Raw genomic sequence first — 16,917 nt, forward strand, 5'->3', positions numbered from 1 at the left:
AGGCAATTGGTGCCTGACCTGTGGGGTCTTATTTATTTAACAATTTGTGTGTTATAGCCATATTGAGCCGAACTCACTTTAAGGAAGTAAACGCCCGATGAAACTTCGTTCATTGGGATGCTTGTTACTTGTCCGGGAGTCAGATAATCAACATGAAATTTCAATACAGAACGTCCTGCCAGGTCGGTAACAATGAAATGTACATTGCTTATTTCGCTAGTACCTTTCCAGCGAATATTGAGCTGATCGACAACCGGGTTGGGGTAGATGCTCAGTTGTTTTCCAAAAGTGGCTTCATCGATACCCACTTTTTGTTTCACATCGACCGAAACCGTTGTTTTAACCGATTGACCTGCTGCGTTGGCAGTGATCTCCAGTTCGGCAACACCATAAGTGTCGGCGGTAAAGGTGAGTGTAAGTGTACCTCCGCTAACGCTGGTGACGATCAGGCCGGTATTGGTGTTTGAAGTCACTTCATAACTAAGGGCATCTCCATCGGGATCGCTAAAGTAATCGCTCAGGGTGATGGTAAACGGTGCATCGTCTTCGTTCACCTGCACGGCAGGGATATCCGAAATCAGTTCCGGTGCACGGTCTTGTACCTCTACCGTAAAGGTGTAGCTGATGTTATCTCCGCCGGAAACACCCAGAATGGTAATTTCACTTGATCCGGAGAGGCCTGCAGCAACGCTGATGTTGAGTGTGTTGCCGTTCAGGCTGGCATCAATCAGGTCGTCGTTTGATACGGTGCCCAGCGAAATTACCAGGTCGTCATCATCCTCGTCGCTGAACAGATTGCTCAAATCGAAGCTCAGTGCATCGCTGTTTTTGAATACCTGCTGATCGGCAGGGCCTTCATTTACTACCGGCGCTTTGTTTTCGAGTGTAACGGTGAAGGTATAGTCGATGGTTTTACCCGCCGAAGTACCCCGCAGGGTAATGTCGAAATCGCCGGTCATGCCTGCAACAGGAGTTACTATCAGCGTATTTCCCGAAAGGCTCACTGTGGCTTTTGTATCATCAGAAAGCGAAAGCAGTGAAGCTATAACAGTCGGATCATCTTCATCGATAAACAAGGTGGAAATATCAATTTCAACGGCATTGCTGTTTTTAGGAATGATCTGATCTTCGAGCGGAACATTGACCTTCGGCGCCATGTCTTTCACTTCAACCGTGAAGGTGTGGCTTACGGCCTTGTCGTTGGTTTTACCCTGGATGGTCACTTCAACCGTACCGTATTCTGTTCCAACAGGTGTGATGAAGGCTGTATTTTCGATGATGCTTACATCGATGATTCCTGCCTTTGAAAGCTCAAGCAGGGAAACAGTCACCTGTGGGTCGTCGCTGTCGGTAAATACATTTTCGAGATCAACTACCAGGATGGAATCGTTTTTATACATTACCTGGGCATCGACCGAAGTATTTAGCAGGGGTGCAGCATCCTTCACATTGACAATGAAACCTGCTTCGGCCGATTTTCCAAAGGCAGAACCGGCAATGAATATGGCTGCCGAACCACCTTTGTTTTCAGCAAAGCTGAGTGTTAAGGTGCTGCCTTCGACTGTGGCACTTACCATTGAAGGCAACGAGTTGGATGCAACAGAATAGGTGATGGCATCCCCGTCGGGATCGGTAACCAATCCTTCGAGTGAAATGCTGATATCCTCTGAGTTTTTCCACAAATCAAGGTTGTCGAGGCTTCCTGCCACCACCGGTGCATTGTCGGTAGTGAAAACCGAAAGCAGTGCCGTGGTTGTGAGTCCGTTCGATTCGGCTGTAATGGTGAGCGCAGCGGTTCCGGTGTAGTTGGCATCGACTACATTGAGTACGAGCGAACCATCGGTCACCTGGGCGCTGAGCCAGTTTTCGTTGGTGTTGGAAGTAACTGACAGGCTGATTTCATCGCCGTCGATGTCGGTAAAGGCAGTGCTGATGTCGATGGTTTTCGTGCTTTCGGCTTTGTCCAATTCAACAGGAAGCAGCGGTGATGTTAATGCCGGGGGTGTATCCACATCGGGGCCATTGACTGTAATGCTGAAGTTTTGTTCAGCAGTGGTCGTACCATCGCTGGCTTCCAGCGTAAGGGTGTAAGTACCGGCATCGGTAGCCAGCGGTGTTCCCGAAAGAATACCGGCCAGACTTCCGGCTGCATCGAAGCTTAACCAGGCTGGTACATTGAGGGCCGTGAAAGTAAGCTCGTCTCCATCGGTGTCCGATGCAGATACAACGAGGCTGAAGGCCTGATTGTAATCGATGGTATAGCTTGAATCGACATTGATCACCGGCGCATCGTTTACCGGATTGATGCTAAGAGTAAAGCTGGCACTAGCCTGTTGTTCATCGGGATCAATTACGTTGACCTCAACGAGTGCATCACCATTGAAATTGGCCGGTGGAACAATTTTCAGATTTCCATCCAAAACGCTCACATCAAAATTGTTGTTGCTGGCTGTTACATTGGTCACAATGCTCAGCTGGTCGAACGGTGTATCGAGGTCTTCGATGCCCAGATCGATGTTCAGTTCAGTGTCCTCGTTAATGCTCTGGTCGGCAATGGCAGCCAGGGTTGGCGGCGACTTCACCTTCCTGATCATAATTACCTTGGTTTGGGTAACCGTGTCCTGATCATTGAAGGCTTTGTAAACGATCGAATCGACCGCTTCCGCATTGGCTGATGCTTCATAATTGCCGGCATAGGTCGTTTTGATTTCATTCTCAAACTTGCTGAAAGCAAAATCCGAAAGGGTTCCTTTGCCCGGTTGATTGACTACTTCCATGTTGACCTGCCCTGAAGTACTGGTGGCCAGGAAGGATAGTGCTGTAACTTCTCCGTAGTTTACTGTGACTGTATCGCGCGAAACAGCAATGGCTACTCCTCCGTTATCGAAGGGATCGGTTTCCTCCACGATGGTACTGTCGGTAGGTTCAACCATGATGCTGTCGGGAATTTCGGGTGGAGTAGGATCTTCGAGGAAGCCCGATTTAAACCGGGTGTCGAAGGCATCGACCTCCATGGCCAGGAGATCTTCCTGCGGATTATTCAGCTCTTCGTTACCATAGTAGTAGTAGACGCGGTTGCCACCGTAGCGCATTTGATTATAGTAGTAGGTATAACCTCCATTGGCATCGAGTGTTAAGCTTTGTGTGGCAATTACACGTCCGGTTGAAGCATCGCGATGGCTTACCTGAATGGGGAAATTACCGGCATAGCGGTCGAGATAGCTGACCACATTATAACCATTTCCAAAGCTCCGTGCTAAATTGTACAAAAAGTTGTAGTTGTAGTTAACCCTGATGGATCCATTGTACAATCTGACAGCACTGATCACCGATGGATTATATTGTACGGTAATATAAGAATTGGCATAACGTTTTGCAATGATTGCATATCCTACATTGCTTGGCTGGGTGGTATTTCCCATGTATTGATAAGTTCTTCCCCGGTAATACCAGCGAGCATAGCGGTAGTAATAAACGTAGGTGTTGTAGTAATTGTAGTATCTGACTGACCTGAAATCGAGGTAGCTGCTAAGTTGTCCCGCCGGCAGTTCAATTACAGGCGGTACGGTTACATTAATGCTTACCGTTGCTTCGTTCGATACAGCACCTTTATCATCCGTCACTGTGAATTTAAAGCTTTCACTACCAGTGAAATCAGTACGTGGTTTGTAGGTGAATACACCGCCCGACCATCCAAAATAAGCAGCATTGGAAGGTGCAGCGGTAATTTTAACCTGCAGGGCTGAGCGCGCACTTTCCTGATCACTGGCAGGAATATTGAAACGAATCACCTGACCGCTTTCCACTTCTGTGCTAAAGTCGTTTGCTACCGGTGCGGTGTTTTGTATGACTTCTTCGATGTTGAAACGTACAATTGTTTGTGATGAGTTGAGCGGATTGCTTCCTGTTTCACTGCTCATCAGTACCACAATTTCGGTATTGTTCACGTTTTGTTTTGGCTGGTAGGTGGCTAACTGTGTAGCGGGGTCATAAGTGATTTCGCCGCCCATACTGGCCGCTACTTTTTTGAATTCAAGTGCTGAAGCCAGGTCCTTATCTTTTGAATCGTCCATTACGGCTTTGAAGCTTACCGTTTCGCCATATTTTACATTGAAAACAGGGTTGCTTAGCGGCGCATCGTTTTGATCCAGCAGCGTCAGAACAGGCTTGTCGTTCATTGCTGCAACATTGAAGCTGACTTTTCCTGTATTGACTTCGTCACCCGATGTTAATTTGTATACAAATTCATCGTTGCCGAAAAAGTCCGGATCGGGCATGTACCTTATATACAATGCATTTTGGTCCATCACCGTAGCGATGCCGTTTTCAGCCTGGGTCTCTATAGTCAGTGCTATGCTTCCATTCTTTTCCCATACTGAAGCAAGTCTGGAGAGCTGCTCGGAGGAAAAGGAATTAAAGAGTGAAAAAGATTTTGCTACATCTTCATATACCTGGGTGAGTGTTACATCGGGCGCCCAGTCTTCGAGTACGACCAGTACGTTTTTATCCGACTCGATGGTCAGTCCGATGGCATTGCTGTTGCTAACAACGCAACGGTAAATGCCGGCATCGGCTTTGCTAATGTTGTTCAAAACCAACTGTGCAGCAGTGGCTCCTTCAATTTTTGTGTCGGCTTTGTACCACTGGTAACTGTTGCCTTCTCCACAAACATTGGCTTCGAAGCTTACCGTTTCGCCAATCGATGAACTGTGGGCCACCACTTTTGGCAGGCTCAATGACTGTGGAGCTGCCAGAACCACCGCGTTGGTAAATCCTTGTTTAAATGTTTCGATGTCGCAAAAATCAAGTGCGTTACCCCGGATGTCGATCATGGCTGTTGTGGTCGAAGTGCTGGCAGCTGCCGGAAGTTCCGACAATTTGTTGTAAGCCAGTGAAAGGTAGCTTAGTTTTGATAAATTGTAAATCGAAGCAGGGAGACTTGTAATGCCGTTCGACGATAAATTGAGTGAAGTCAGGTTGGGAAGATCTCCAATTGTTGTTGGCAGCTCATTGATCCCGGTACTCGAGATGTTAATCGAAGTGACTTTCTCAAGTACGTTGATATTATCGGGAAGACCTCCTTCAACTTTTACATTGGAAATGTTGAGCACCTCTACATTGTCGAGGTACTTCATAAAGTCGGCTGAGATGAAGCCGGATAAACCCGGATTGTTGCTGATGTTGATCACTTTTAGTTTGGTGAGCGCATCCACGCCATCGGGTGGTGTAAAATTACTGGGCAAGGCGCCCTGCAGGCCAAAGCCCGATACATCAATTTCGGTAACAAAGCCGAGGGCATTTAATTTAACACCTGGCAGACTGTATGATCCGTCAACAATCACTGATTCTTCGTTGGGATCCCATGACCAGCTGGTGTTCCATTTTCCGTCAACTCCCCCTGTTTCAAGGTAGAGGGTGTTGAGTACCTCAAGGTCTCCGGCACTGATCTGGGCCATTGAGGGGATTCCTAACAGGCAGCTAAGCACTGCCGTAAGGGTTAGTAAGTAAAACTTTCTCATAATAGTTTTTTAATATTGAACATTTGATTTATTATCGCAATTGGAAAAAAGACCCTGTAAATACCCTAAATAACATCTGGTTTTCTGACCTTGTTCAAAACAAATAAAAAATACTGTCCAATAAACCAGCTGCGTTACCCATTCATTTTGGGCGTTTTCGGGATTCAATTTACAACAAAAACTAATTGCATGAACATTTTTCTGCAAGATCTGAAAAAAATACCTTAATGTCCAATATTATTTAGCAGATGGCCGGAAAAATTGAGTGAACGGTAAGAATTGGCATGTAAGTGGTAAAATGGTGATGATGAAAAAAAAGAAATCCCCTGATAAGTAAGATCGTTATCAGGGGACTATTTAATGAAGTGAGTTGCTGTATTGCTATTGAGCCAGTGAAAAATTACGACCGGCATGATAGGCCTGCAGGTTTAACTCCACCACCGCTTCGCCTTTTCTTTGGAAAATCTGCCGGATGCCGCTTTCTATTTTATCCGAAGGGATGTCGATAAAAGGAGAAGCGGCTCCAAGCATGACCATGTTGGAGGCCTTGCCATTGCCAATTTCCCTGGCCGTTTTATCGGCATCGATGGAAACGGAATAGGCCTGTTGACTGATTTCTTCGAGCAGCTTGTCGATGTCGGGGTAGTTGGGAATGTTCACAAAAGGCGTGGTATTGCTTACCACATAGCCTTTCTCATGCAGAAAGGGCAGGTAGCGGAGCGATTCCATGGGTTCGACCGAAAGAATGATGTCGGCTTTGCCCTGAGGAATTAAATCGCTGGCTATGGGATGATCGGCAATGCGAAGGTGGGAAACAACCGCCCCTCCGCGCTGGCTCATGCCATGTGTCTCGGCCTGTTTCAGGAAATAGTCGTTTTCGAGGGCCGCGGCTCCCAGTACTGCCGCAATCGAAAGAATCCCTTGTCCGCCTACTCCGGCTAATATGATGTCTGTTTTCATAGTCAAAAGTCAAAAAGTCAATAAGACAATAGATAAAAGATAAAAGACAAAAGACAAAAAGTCATTAAGTCAAAAAGTCAATAAGACAATAGATAAAAGATAAAAGACAAAAGACAAAAAGTCATTAAGTCAAAAAGTCAATAAGACAATAGATAAAAGATAAAAGACAAAAGACAAAAAATCATTGGTGAAAGGTTGAGCGATGAATAATGCCTTGCCTGTTTAATCACCTGCAATTGTTTTTTGTATGCTTTCGTAGATTTCGTTTGTCGCGCATTACTTTTTGTATGCATTCACGACGGGGCACAATGACCGAAACGCCGGTGTAGGCAATTTCTTCGCGTATCATTTTCACCATTTCCTCATGGTTCTTTTTATGCGGCACCACGGTGCGTATGTGTTCTGCTTCGACCCCGATTCCTTTACAAATGGCTTCAATTTTTCCTGAGGCCGACGATTCCTGTCCGCCGGTCATCGATACGGAATCGTTGTCGGAGATAATGACGACGATGTTGCTGTTTTCGTTTACGGCGTCGAGCAGGCCGGTCATGCCCGAGTGGGTGAAGGTAGAGTCGCCGATTACAGCCAGAGAAGGGAAGAGGCCTGCGTCGGCAGCTCCCTTGGCCATGGTAATCGATGCGCCCATGTCGACACAACTGTTGATGGTTTCGTAGGGAGGCAGGGCACCCAGCGTGTAACAGCCGATGTCGGAAAACACATGGCCGTCGCCATGGTCGGCCAGTACTTCGTTCATGGCGGCGTAGAGGTCCTGGTGTCCGCAACCGGTGCACAGGGCCGGTGGCCGCGGAGCAATCTTGTCGGATGCTTTGGCCACTTCGTTTTTTTCAAGCTGAAGTGCAGCGGATACCAGGTCGGGATTCAGTTCTCCGTCGCGTGGCAGGGTTCCGTCGAGCCGGCCCCTGATACGGGTTCCTTTTCCGAAGAAGTCGCTGAGTTGTTCTTCAATTAAAGGATAGCCTTCTTCAATTACCAGGAGCTCGTCGCATTCTTTTTCTATGGCTTTGATTTTAGCGGCCGGGATGGGATACTGGCCCACTTTCAGGTGCATGTACGGACAGCTGTTGCCGGGGTAATTCTCGATTAAATAATTGTAGGCAATGCCACTGCAAATTATTCCCAGCGATTTGTCTCTTCCTTCGTACAGCTGGTTGTAAGGCGATTCTTCAGACAAGCGGGCTAGCTCGTTCTGAATCGACAGCAGCATTTGGTAGCGTTTGCGGGCGATGGCAGGCAAAAGTACAAACTGACGCGGATCGGCCGGCATTTTAAGCTGGTTTTCCTCCCGTGGATTCCGGGTTACAATTCCGGCTCGTGAGTGGGCCAGACGGGTGGTAATGCGCAACAATACAGGCTCGCGGGTCAGTTCTGACAGCTCAAAGGCGTATTGTGTCATTTCATAGGCTTCCTGCTGGTTCGATGGTTCGAGCATGGGGATCATGGCAAACTTACCGTAGAAGCGGGAGTCCTGTTCGTTTTGAGATGAATGCATCGAAGGGTCGTCGGCCACCACCAGTACAAGCCCTCCGTTGATGCCGGTAACGGCTGAGTTGATAAAGGCATCGGCAGCCACGTTGAGGCCCACATGCTTCATGCATACCAGGGCACGTTTTCCGGCATACGACATGCCGAGTGCCGATTCCATGGCTGTTTTTTCATTGGCCGACCAGCGACGGTGAATGTCGCGTTCGATGGCCGTACTGTTGTTTTGTATGTATTCGGTAATCTCGGTCGACGGGGTGCCGGGATAGGCATATACTCCTGATATGCCTGCATCGACAGCTCCCTGGCCTATCGCCTCGACTCCAAGCAGTAAATTTCTTGACATGATGGTTCTTTATGATTAGTCGAAAGATTCAAAAATATAAAAATATCCGAAGCTTCAAACCAACACTTGTCATGCCTGTGATAAAATGCCAGTCGGTGTGGTGTATCAACTGTAGATGCTTGCAACAATTTTCCGGCTGCCACCGTGGTTTCTGAATTCACACAAATAGATTCCCTGCCAGGTTCCCAGGTTCAGTTGGTGATTGGTGACCGGAATGCTTAGGCTCACTCCAAATAAGGACGATTTGATGTGGGCCGGCATGTCGTCGCTTCCTTCGAGTACATGGGTGTACAGCGGATGGTTTTCGGGAATCAGCTGATGAATGAAGTGCTGAAGATCGTGCCTGACATCGGGGTCGGCATTTTCGTTCAGGGTAAGCGCTGCCGAGGTGTGTTGCAACAAGAGATGGACTATGCCTGTTGCCGGCAGTTCGCCAAGTTCGCGTTCGATGACGGAGGTGATGAGGTGAAAGCCCCTTTGGTAACGGGGCAGGTAGATTGTTTTTTGTTGAATCATTGTTTAAGTCATTAAGACAAAAGACAAAAGATAAAAGACAAAAGACATTAGTCAATAAGTCATGAAGGAAAAAGGCAATTGAAAAGAGTCATTGGTGTGAGCTAATAGGCTTCGATAGCTTTTTCCTATTGCATCCAATTGCATCCAATTGCTTCCTATCGCTTTCGATTGCTTTCAATTGCTTCCTATCGCTTCCAATTGCTTCCTATCGCTTTCAATTGCTTCCTATCGCTTTCAATCGCTTCCTATCGCTTCCTATTGCTTCCTATTGCTTTCAATTGCTTCCTATCGCTTCCTATCGCTTCCTATCGCTTTCGATTGCTTTCAATTGCTTTCAATCGCTTCCAATTGCTTTCAATCGCTTCCAATTGCTTTCAATCGCTTCCAATTGCTTCCTATCGCTTTCAATCGCTTCCTATTGCTTCCTATTGCTTTCAATTGCTTCCTGTCGCTTCCAATTGCTTCCTATCGCTTTCAATTGCTTCCAATTGCTTTCATTTTTTCCAATGACCAATGCCTTTTTCCTTTTTCATTATTTGTACCAGCTGGCGTACATGTTGTAATTTCCGGCAATGCGTTCTATTTCGTCTTTTAGCAGTTCGGGGCTCAGGTCTTTGATCTTTTTGGCCGGTGAACCGGCGTATACTGAACCCGATTTAACCACGGTGCCTTTGGTTACCACAGCTCCGGCTGCAATGATGCTGTTGCTTTCAATTACTGCATCGTCGAGAACGACGGCGTTCATGCCAATCAGCACATTGTCGTGAACGGTACAGCCGTGTAAAATGGCGCCATGGGCCACCGAAACGTTATTGCCAATGTTGGTTGGCGATTTCTGATACGTACAGTGAACAACGGCATTGTCCTGAATATTAACATTGTTGCCCAGCCTGATGTAGTGTACATCGCCACGCAACACTGCGTTGAACCAGATACTGCAACGGTCGCCAATCACTACATCGCCAACAATGGTTGCATTTTCGGCAATGAAACATTTTTCTCCAATGGTGGGCGTTTTATCTTTTACGGGTAATATTAGTGCCATGTTTTGCTCCTTCTATTTAAACTGGTTTAAAATTAATAAAACAAATAAAACGGAAAATTGCTTAAAACCCTTCAAAGTGGGTCAATTAATGAATTGAAATTAAGATGAAATTCAGATGAGGCCTTTGTCATCTTGAATATTCACCAAGGTTGCTTATTTTTGTTTTCAATAAAAACTAACATATATCATATTTTTTTGTGACCTATGTACTACAAAAGAGAGCGAATTAATTTTATTTTCAAAGCGTAATCAACTACAATTTTATATCATGACAAAGGATGCAAAAGTTATTGAACTTGATGAAGTTGCCATACGATTTTCGGGAGACTCGGGAGACGGGATGCAGCTTACCGGAACACTTTTTTCGGATGCCACTGCCTTAGTGGGCAACGATATTTCGACTTTTCCCGACTATCCGTCGGAAATCAGGGCCCCACAGGGAACTGTTGGCGGAGTATCGGGTTTTCAGGTACATTTTGGCAATAAAAAGATGACCACCCCGGGCGACAGAGCCCATGTACTGGTGGCCATGAACCCGGCAGCTGTAAAGGCCAATGCGAAATTTCTTGAACCTTCGGCGACCATTATTTACGACATCGATTCGTTCACCGATAAAAACCTGAAAAAGGCAAAGTTCTCAAGCGACGATCCTTTTGCTGAACTCAATCTTCACGATTACAATAAAATCGGGGTGCCCATTACCAGTCTGACCAAGGAGGCGCTCATCGATACCAACATGGACAATAAGGCCGTTCTTCGGAGTAAGAACATGTTTGCACTGGGCCTGGTAAGCTGGATTTTTAATCGTCCGTTGGAGCTGATCGAAGATGCACTGAAAGCAAAATTCGGTAAAAAGGAAGAAGTGCTTTCTTCCAATATTAATGTATTGCATGCCGGCTATAATTATGGTATGAACATGCAACATACCACCCCGCAGTATCTGGTACCTGCTGCCAATATTGAAAAGGGAATTTACCGGAACATCAACGGAAACCATGCTACCGCATGGGGATTGATAGCTGCTGCCGAGAAATCGGGCCTTGAGCTCTTCATCGGTTCCTATCCCATTACGCCGGCCACCGACATTTTTCAGGCCTTGTCGGAGCGCAAGGATTTGGGTGTGAAATCGTTTCAGGCCGAAGATGAGATTGCCGGCATTGCCACCGCCATTGGTGCTTCGTTTGCAGGCGACCTGGGGGTTACTTCCACATCGGGGCCCGGACTGGCCTTGAAGTCGGAAGCCATTAACCTGGCCATCATGGCCGAGCTGCCGCTGGTGGTGATTGATGTACAGCGTGGCGGGCCATCGACCGGTTTGCCCACCAAAACCGAGCAGTCGGATTTGATGCAGGCTTTGTGGGGGCGCAATGGCGAAAGCCCGATTGTGGTGCTGGCAGCCAGTACCCCGAGCGATTGTTTCGACTATGCCTTTATGGCGGCCAAAATTTCACTGGAGCGCATGACGCCGGTACTTCTGCTCACCGACGGATTTTTAGGCAACGGCAGTCAGCCGTGGAAGGTTCCTTCGATGGCCGACATGCCTGAAATTACGCCACGCATTGCCAAAGATGCTTCGAGATTTAAGGCCTACAAGCGTTGGGATGACACCCTGGCCCGCGAATGGGCTTTCCCCGGAATGGAAGGATTTGAACACCGCATTGGCGGACTCGAAAAGGACGAAATTGGTACCGTGAGCCACGATCCGGCCAACCACCAGTACATGTGTGAGCTGCGCGCCAAAAAAGTAGCACGGGTGGTTGATATGATTCCTGATCTGGATATTTACGGTTGCCAGGAAGGAGAGGTGCTCATTGTTGGCTGGGGAGGAACCTTTGGCCACCTGGTGAGTGCAGCACGCGAACTTAGTGAAGAAGGTAAAGCAGTAGGGCTGGCACATTTTAATTACATCAATCCGCTGCCGGCCAATACCGAAGCTGTTTTTTCAAAATTCAAAAAAATTGTGGTGTGCGAACTGAACCTGGGGCAGTTCTCGGCTTATTTGCGCGACCTGCTGCCACAGTTCACCTATCATCAGTACAACAAGGTGCAGGGGCTTCCTTTTACCGTCGAAGAAATTAAAGAGAATGTAATTAAACTATTGGAGGAATAAGCATGACTACGATAAGCTATACAGCAAAAGATTTTAAAAGCGACAGCGAAGTTCGCTGGTGTCCCGGCTGCGGCGACCATGCTGTGATGAATGCAGTACAACGGGTAATGGCCGAAAAGGGATTGAACAAAGCCGATTATGCCGTGATTTCAGGCATTGGTTGTTCCTCGCGTTTTCCTTACTACATGAATACCTTTGGCTTTCACACCATTCATGGTCGCGGACTGGCCATTGCTTCGGGGGTAAAAAGTGCGAATCCGAAATTGCAGGTATGGCAGATCACCGGCGACGGCGATGCCATGGCCATTGGTGGAAACCACTTTATTCATGCCATCCGCCGGAATGTGGATGTGAATGTCATTTTGTTTAATAACAAGATTTACGGCTTAACCAAGGGCCAGTATTCGCCTACCACCAACCGTGGAACCAAAACCAAAACTTCACCCTACGGAACGGTTGAAGATCCCTTTGTGCCCGGACAACTGGTGCTGGGAGCCCGTGGCCGCTTTTTTGCCCGCACCATCGATGGCAACATGAAAATGAGCCAGGAAATTTACCACGAAGCAGCCGATTTTAAAGGTACTTCGGTGGTAGAGGTACTGCAGAACTGTGTGATCTTCAACAGTGGTATTCACGAAGAGATTACCAAGGGCGAAGACCGCGAAGACAAGCAGATTTACCTGAAACATGGTGAGAAAATGATCTTCGGGGTGAATAGGGACAAAGGGCTGGTACTGATCAAAGGCAAGCTGAAAGCAGTAAGCATTGGTCAGGATGGCTATACCGAGGACGATATTCTGGTGCACGATGCCGAAGATGGGGACCTGTTCCTGCATTCTTCGCTGATCAATATGTCGCTTCCCGAATTGCCGGTTGCCTTTGGTGTGATCAGAGCCGTTAAAGACATGAGCTACGACGAGGCCATGGAAGCCCAGATTGCAGAGGTACAGAAAAACAGGAAAATTACCTGTGTCGATGAACTGCTGCGCAGCGGTAATACCTGGGAAGTATAAAAATGAATAAGTGAAACTTACAAGGGCTGCTCTGTTGAAAAACGGGCAGCCTTTTTGGTGTTAAGACAAAAGGAAAATGGTGAATGGTGAATGGTGAATGGTGAATTGTGAATGGTGAATTGTGAATGGTGAATGATGAATTGTGAATTGTGAATGGTGAATTGTGAATGGTTAATGGTGAATGGTGAAAGGTGAATGGTGAATGGTGAATTGTGAATGGTGAATGATGAATGATGAATTGTGAATGATGAATGGTGAATGATGAATGGTGAATGATGAATGGTGAATGGTGAATTGTGAATTGTGAATGGTGAATGATGAATGGTGAATGATGAATGATGAATGATGAATGGTGAATGATGAATGGTGAATGATGAATGGTGAATGGTGAATGATGAATGGTGAATGGTGAATGATGAATGATGAATGGTGAATGGTGAATGGTGAATGGTGAATGATGAATGATGAATGGTGAATGATGAATGGTGAATGATGAATGATGAATGGTGAATGATGAATGGTGAATGATGAATGGTGAATGATGAATGAAAAAAATGGTAGCAGGTATAAGGAAAAGAGATTTGGTTGATTGTGACTCACGGCGTCGCTAAGAGCGACACCGTGAGTGCAAGCGCTTATGCCGGATCGTTCAGGCACTTTTCTTCTACTTCCACTTGTCTGATTTACGAGAGCATCATTATCTGGTAGTCACCATCCCTCCCCTGACTTGTCCGTCCCCTGACGGAAGGGGAGGTTAGGAGGGGTACTTCTTGATTAAAGACACAGGTATCAAGTAGCAGGACACAAGACACAAGACAAAATAAATAAGGAATAATAAATAAGGAATAATAAATAAGGAATAAAAAATAAGGAATAAAAAATAGGAAAGGGACTTAGGAACTCAGGCACTCAGGAACTTAGGAACTTAGGAACTCAGGCACTCAGGCACTCAGGCACTTAGGAGCTCAGGAACTCAGACTGTCCTCTGTGGTTAAGAAATGGTAGCTTATAGCAGGTGGCGAGCCACACGAAATAGGAATAATAAGGCAGGAAGCAGGAGTGAGTGCCTGGGCGGACACGATAGGGGTGCTTGTGGTTTCAACTTCCTGTTGATCCTCCAAGGATATCGGATAAAAAATCTTATTTTAGACGCTTAAAACAGCAAGCATTTGAAGTACCCATTAATCAGCATATTGTTTCTTTTTAGCCTGCTGCCCCCGGGGTGGGCCCAGAAGTGGACCAGCCAGGAAAACACCTTCGACAGTAACTGGAATCTGACCGTACAAACAGGGCGTACGGCGTTGCTGAGTGAGGTGCACACCGATTTCAGTGGTTCGAGCAACGACATGAACAACCAAAGCGACTGGGGCTTTAATCTGCAATTGGGGAAGATGATCTGGAACCGGCTCGATCTGGGCTTAGAGTTTGGTGTTTCGAACTACAAGGGGTTTAAGGATGCTTCGGCCAATGTGAACATGCTGATGTATCACCAGCTTTACAACAGTGAGGAAACAGGCGATTTTGAACCTTATCCGATCTACTACGATTCAGACCTGACTAATTTAACGATCTTTTTTCGCTACAACTTTGTGAATTTCCAGTCGGTGAGCCGGGGTTACCTTAATTTGAACCTCTACCTTAAGCTGGGGGTCGGGGTTGCCTTTCCTTCGGCCGAGCTGGGTTTTAAAAGCTGGGAGCACTGCGAACTAACAGGATTGGCGCAACCGCTTTATCTGAAGGGGCGCTATCCCAACCGGGTAAAAGACATGCATAACTTTTTCAGTCCGGCCCTGGGCCTGAACTACCAGTTGAATGAGCAGTTGTTCTTCTCGGCCGAAACCAGTTTTCAGCTCATTGGGGCCGACAATATCGACGGAATTCATAATTACAGTCGTGATTTGCGGCCCGAAATGGATGGGCCTGAGTCGCACCTTTACCGTATCAGGGTGTACGACCTGACCGCCAAGTTTATGGTGGGGCTCACCTGGTATTTCAACTTTGATTCGAAGAGAGCAGTCAGAGAGCAACACGTTCCGTGGTATCGCCACAAGCGGCGCACCTATTATTCGAAGTACCACGAGTCGCGGCGCACCGGAGCTCGCCGGGAGGATCTGCCGTGGAGGTAGTGGGGCAGTGTAGTGCGCATTTAGGTTCTTATTTGCATGCGAGGTAAAGGTTATGGAATTGTTTTATTCGAACGATGTACCGTTCCGGCCATAGGGCTGTATGCCATTGGCGGTGGGTGGTGCGTGGCCGGTGTTGGAGCTTGGATGGTGAGCCCGGGTAGCTCCCGATTGCATCGGAAGCCACCCGGGGCTATTGTTGTTTGACCTCTTTGGGGTCTGTGGCTTGTTCTATGTGGATTATAAATCCACTATTTGAAAGGCGCGGATAGCATATCCGCACCAGTCTTTTGCCATCATTCTGCATGTTATGAAGAGCAGGGTACAATAATTTTAGTAAAGTACTCTTGCCAGTTTGTCTTGCCCCCCATAAAAACAAGCTTTCACCATAAGCATCCTCAAAACTTTGTTTGCGTAGATACATGATATTTCAAACTTATACTTTTAATTATCATGAAATACGAAAGTAAAGGTATTAAATTTTCAGAAAATGCCTTGCAGGTGTCGTAGCAAATTATGCTGTACGAATGTTGGACCTCTCGCGGTTACACCGGGACTCACTGCCCATCGGTGGACGGTCGGATTCGCCTCTAGGGGGGAGATGGGGGCGTAGCGTGCGAATATTTGTGTTGTTATTATTTGGTTGCTTGTTGCTTGTTGCTTGTTGCTTGTTGCTGGTTGCTTGTTGCTGGTTGCTTGTTGGGGCGTGTGGTGCGGGTGTTGGAGCTATTATTATTTTGTTGCCGGTTATAATGGTTATAATGGTTGTAATGGTTGGGGCAGTACAGTGCGAGTGTTGGAGCTTTAATTATAGCTTGTCCATTGGTAGCATTACGAAACAACGTTCAACGTAATGAAATGGAGTTAATAGCTCCCGGTTTCACCGGGACAAGCTCCGTCAGGAGACGGACACGGTCCTACATTTATGTAGGGGTTTATGATGATAAAAAATTAAACCGGCCACGGTAGCGGGTTTGAAAAAGGGTGATAGCTGTATGGCCGATTAAATCGGCCGGCATGTAACTGGCTGATTAGAGGTGATTAATTTCCATACTTTAAATTTTACAGCTAGGCATATTTCACTGCGAATCATCATATTTCATGCGGACAGGGTACCGTTCCGGCCATAGGGCTGTATGCCATTGGCGGTGGGTGGTGCGTGGCCGGGGGTTATGGCTTGATAATGACCCCGGGTAGCTCCCGATTGCATCGAAAGCCACCCGGGGCTATTGTTGCTTGACCCCTTCGGGGTCTGTGGAAATGGGCTCAAAACCAGAAAGGTTTCGGTGCGCTGCACCTGGGTGTTACTTTGGTGAGATGGTGTTGCGAAAAAATCTTAAGGTCAAGGGCCTTAAAGCAACAGCGTGCTTGTCTCGGTGAAACGGGAGGGTGCGGCCCTGCGTACGATTGGAAGTTAGCCTTAAAGCCCTGAAAGGGAGCAAGCAAAAAATAACTTGCAATTTAAGCCTAAGGAAATATTTATGCCCAACCGGAGTAATATATGATACTATAGTGTGGTCGCAAGAGCTGGCTAAACGAGAAGAAAGGGGCATTATTTACCCAACGAAGCCAATGATATCACATTTACACCGTCGGGTCGGGTGAAACTCATTCCTGTTCCGGTTATGATATTCAATGATGCTGGTTTTCTAAACTTTTTCTCATCAATTAGTTTGTTAAATTTCAGCAGGTTGTTTGCAGCTTCATCGATCATGCCAATTCCGAGTTTAACTTCAAAAGCAGCCCAAATCCCGCCACTTTGTTGTATGATGGCATCTATTTCTA

The 16,917-nt window shown here is 46.8% G+C and carries 10 protein-coding genes; 3 read left to right on the forward strand and 7 right to left on the reverse strand.

Translation table 11 applies throughout. The annotated features are described in order from the left end of the window. Positions 1-32: 32 nt before the first annotated feature. From FHS86_RS17550 to FHS86_RS17570, 5 genes are all read right to left on the reverse strand, one after another. A complete protein-coding gene (locus FHS86_RS17550; RefSeq protein WP_429416843.1) occupies positions 33-5,519 on the reverse strand; it encodes an Ig-like domain-containing protein in 5,487 nt (1,828 codons plus the stop codon). A 381-nt stretch (positions 5,520-5,900) separates the two neighbouring features. Further along, on the reverse strand, positions 5,901-6,479 hold the full coding sequence (locus FHS86_RS17555; RefSeq protein WP_429416846.1) for an indolepyruvate oxidoreductase subunit beta: 579 nt from the start codon (positions 6,477-6,479) through the stop codon (positions 5,901-5,903). A gap of 226 nt (positions 6,480-6,705) precedes the next feature. Further along, positions 6,706-8,325, reverse strand: a complete 1,620-nt coding sequence (locus tag FHS86_RS17560) for a thiamine pyrophosphate-dependent enzyme (protein ID WP_429416849.1) — start codon at positions 8,323-8,325, stop codon at positions 6,706-6,708. A 105-nt stretch (positions 8,326-8,430) separates the two neighbouring features. Then, a complete protein-coding gene (locus FHS86_RS17565) occupies positions 8,431-8,841 on the reverse strand; it encodes a secondary thiamine-phosphate synthase enzyme YjbQ (RefSeq protein WP_429416852.1) in 411 nt (136 codons plus the stop codon). A gap of 532 nt (positions 8,842-9,373) precedes the next feature. Next, complete coding sequence (locus FHS86_RS17570) at positions 9,374-9,886, reverse strand: gamma carbonic anhydrase family protein (protein WP_429416855.1); 513 nt, start codon at positions 9,884-9,886, stop codon at positions 9,374-9,376. A 268-nt stretch (positions 9,887-10,154) separates the two neighbouring features. On the opposite strand from FHS86_RS17570, the gene FHS86_RS17575 reads away from it, so the two are divergent. Together FHS86_RS17575 and FHS86_RS17580 are read left to right on the forward strand one after the other, a co-directional pair. Next, a complete protein-coding gene (locus FHS86_RS17575) occupies positions 10,155-11,996 on the forward strand; it encodes a 2-oxoacid:acceptor oxidoreductase subunit alpha (RefSeq protein WP_429416857.1) in 1,842 nt (613 codons plus the stop codon). A 2-nt stretch (positions 11,997-11,998) separates the two neighbouring features. Then, positions 11,999-13,009 (forward strand): 2-oxoacid:ferredoxin oxidoreductase subunit beta, encoded by a 1,011-nt coding sequence (locus FHS86_RS17580; protein ID WP_429416860.1) that lies wholly within the window; start codon positions 11,999-12,001, stop codon positions 13,007-13,009. Between the two features lie 171 nt (positions 13,010-13,180). Here FHS86_RS17580 and FHS86_RS17585 read toward each other — a convergent pair whose 3' ends face one another. Beyond that, positions 13,181-13,666, reverse strand: a complete 486-nt coding sequence (locus FHS86_RS17585; RefSeq protein WP_429416862.1) for a hypothetical protein — start codon at positions 13,664-13,666, stop codon at positions 13,181-13,183. Positions 13,667-14,178: 512 nt separating this feature from the next. Between FHS86_RS17585 and FHS86_RS17590 the strand changes: the two genes are divergently transcribed. Beyond that, positions 14,179-15,135 carry a hypothetical protein gene (locus FHS86_RS17590; protein WP_429416865.1) on the forward strand — a complete coding sequence of 319 codons (957 nt, stop codon included), beginning with the start codon at positions 14,179-14,181 and terminating at the stop codon, positions 15,133-15,135. A gap of 1,549 nt (positions 15,136-16,684) precedes the next feature. On the opposite strand, the gene FHS86_RS17595 is transcribed toward FHS86_RS17590, so the two are convergent. Then, positions 16,685-16,917 (reverse strand): hypothetical protein (locus FHS86_RS17595; RefSeq protein WP_429416868.1); only part of this gene is annotated, 233 nt, incomplete at its 5' end.

The organism is Roseimarinus sediminis (assembly GCF_050433125.1).
Lineage (GTDB): Bacteria > Bacteroidota > Bacteroidia > Bacteroidales > Prolixibacteraceae > Roseimarinus > Roseimarinus sediminis.

Bases quoted from the DNA above. Each gene is read 5' to 3' on its own strand.
- FHS86_RS17560 (WP_429416849.1), bottom strand. From the start codon at position 8,325: ATGTCAAGAAATTTACTGCTTGGAGTCGAGGCGATAGGCCAGGGAGCT.
- FHS86_RS17575 (WP_429416857.1), top strand. From the start codon at position 10,155: ATGACAAAGGATGCAAAAGTTATTGAACTTGATGAAGTTGCCATACGA.
- FHS86_RS17550 (WP_429416843.1), bottom strand. From the start codon at position 5,519: ATGAGAAAGTTTTACTTACTAACCCTTACGGCAGTGCTTAGCTGCCTG.
- FHS86_RS17555 (WP_429416846.1), bottom strand. From the start codon at position 6,479: ATGAAAACAGACATCATATTAGCCGGAGTAGGCGGACAAGGGATTCTT.
- FHS86_RS17580 (WP_429416860.1), top strand. From the start codon at position 11,999: ATGACTACGATAAGCTATACAGCAAAAGATTTTAAAAGCGACAGCGAA.
- FHS86_RS17565 (WP_429416852.1), bottom strand. From the start codon at position 8,841: ATGATTCAACAAAAAACAATCTACCTGCCCCGTTACCAAAGGGGCTTT.
- FHS86_RS17570 (WP_429416855.1), bottom strand. From the start codon at position 9,886: ATGGCACTAATATTACCCGTAAAAGATAAAACGCCCACCATTGGAGAA.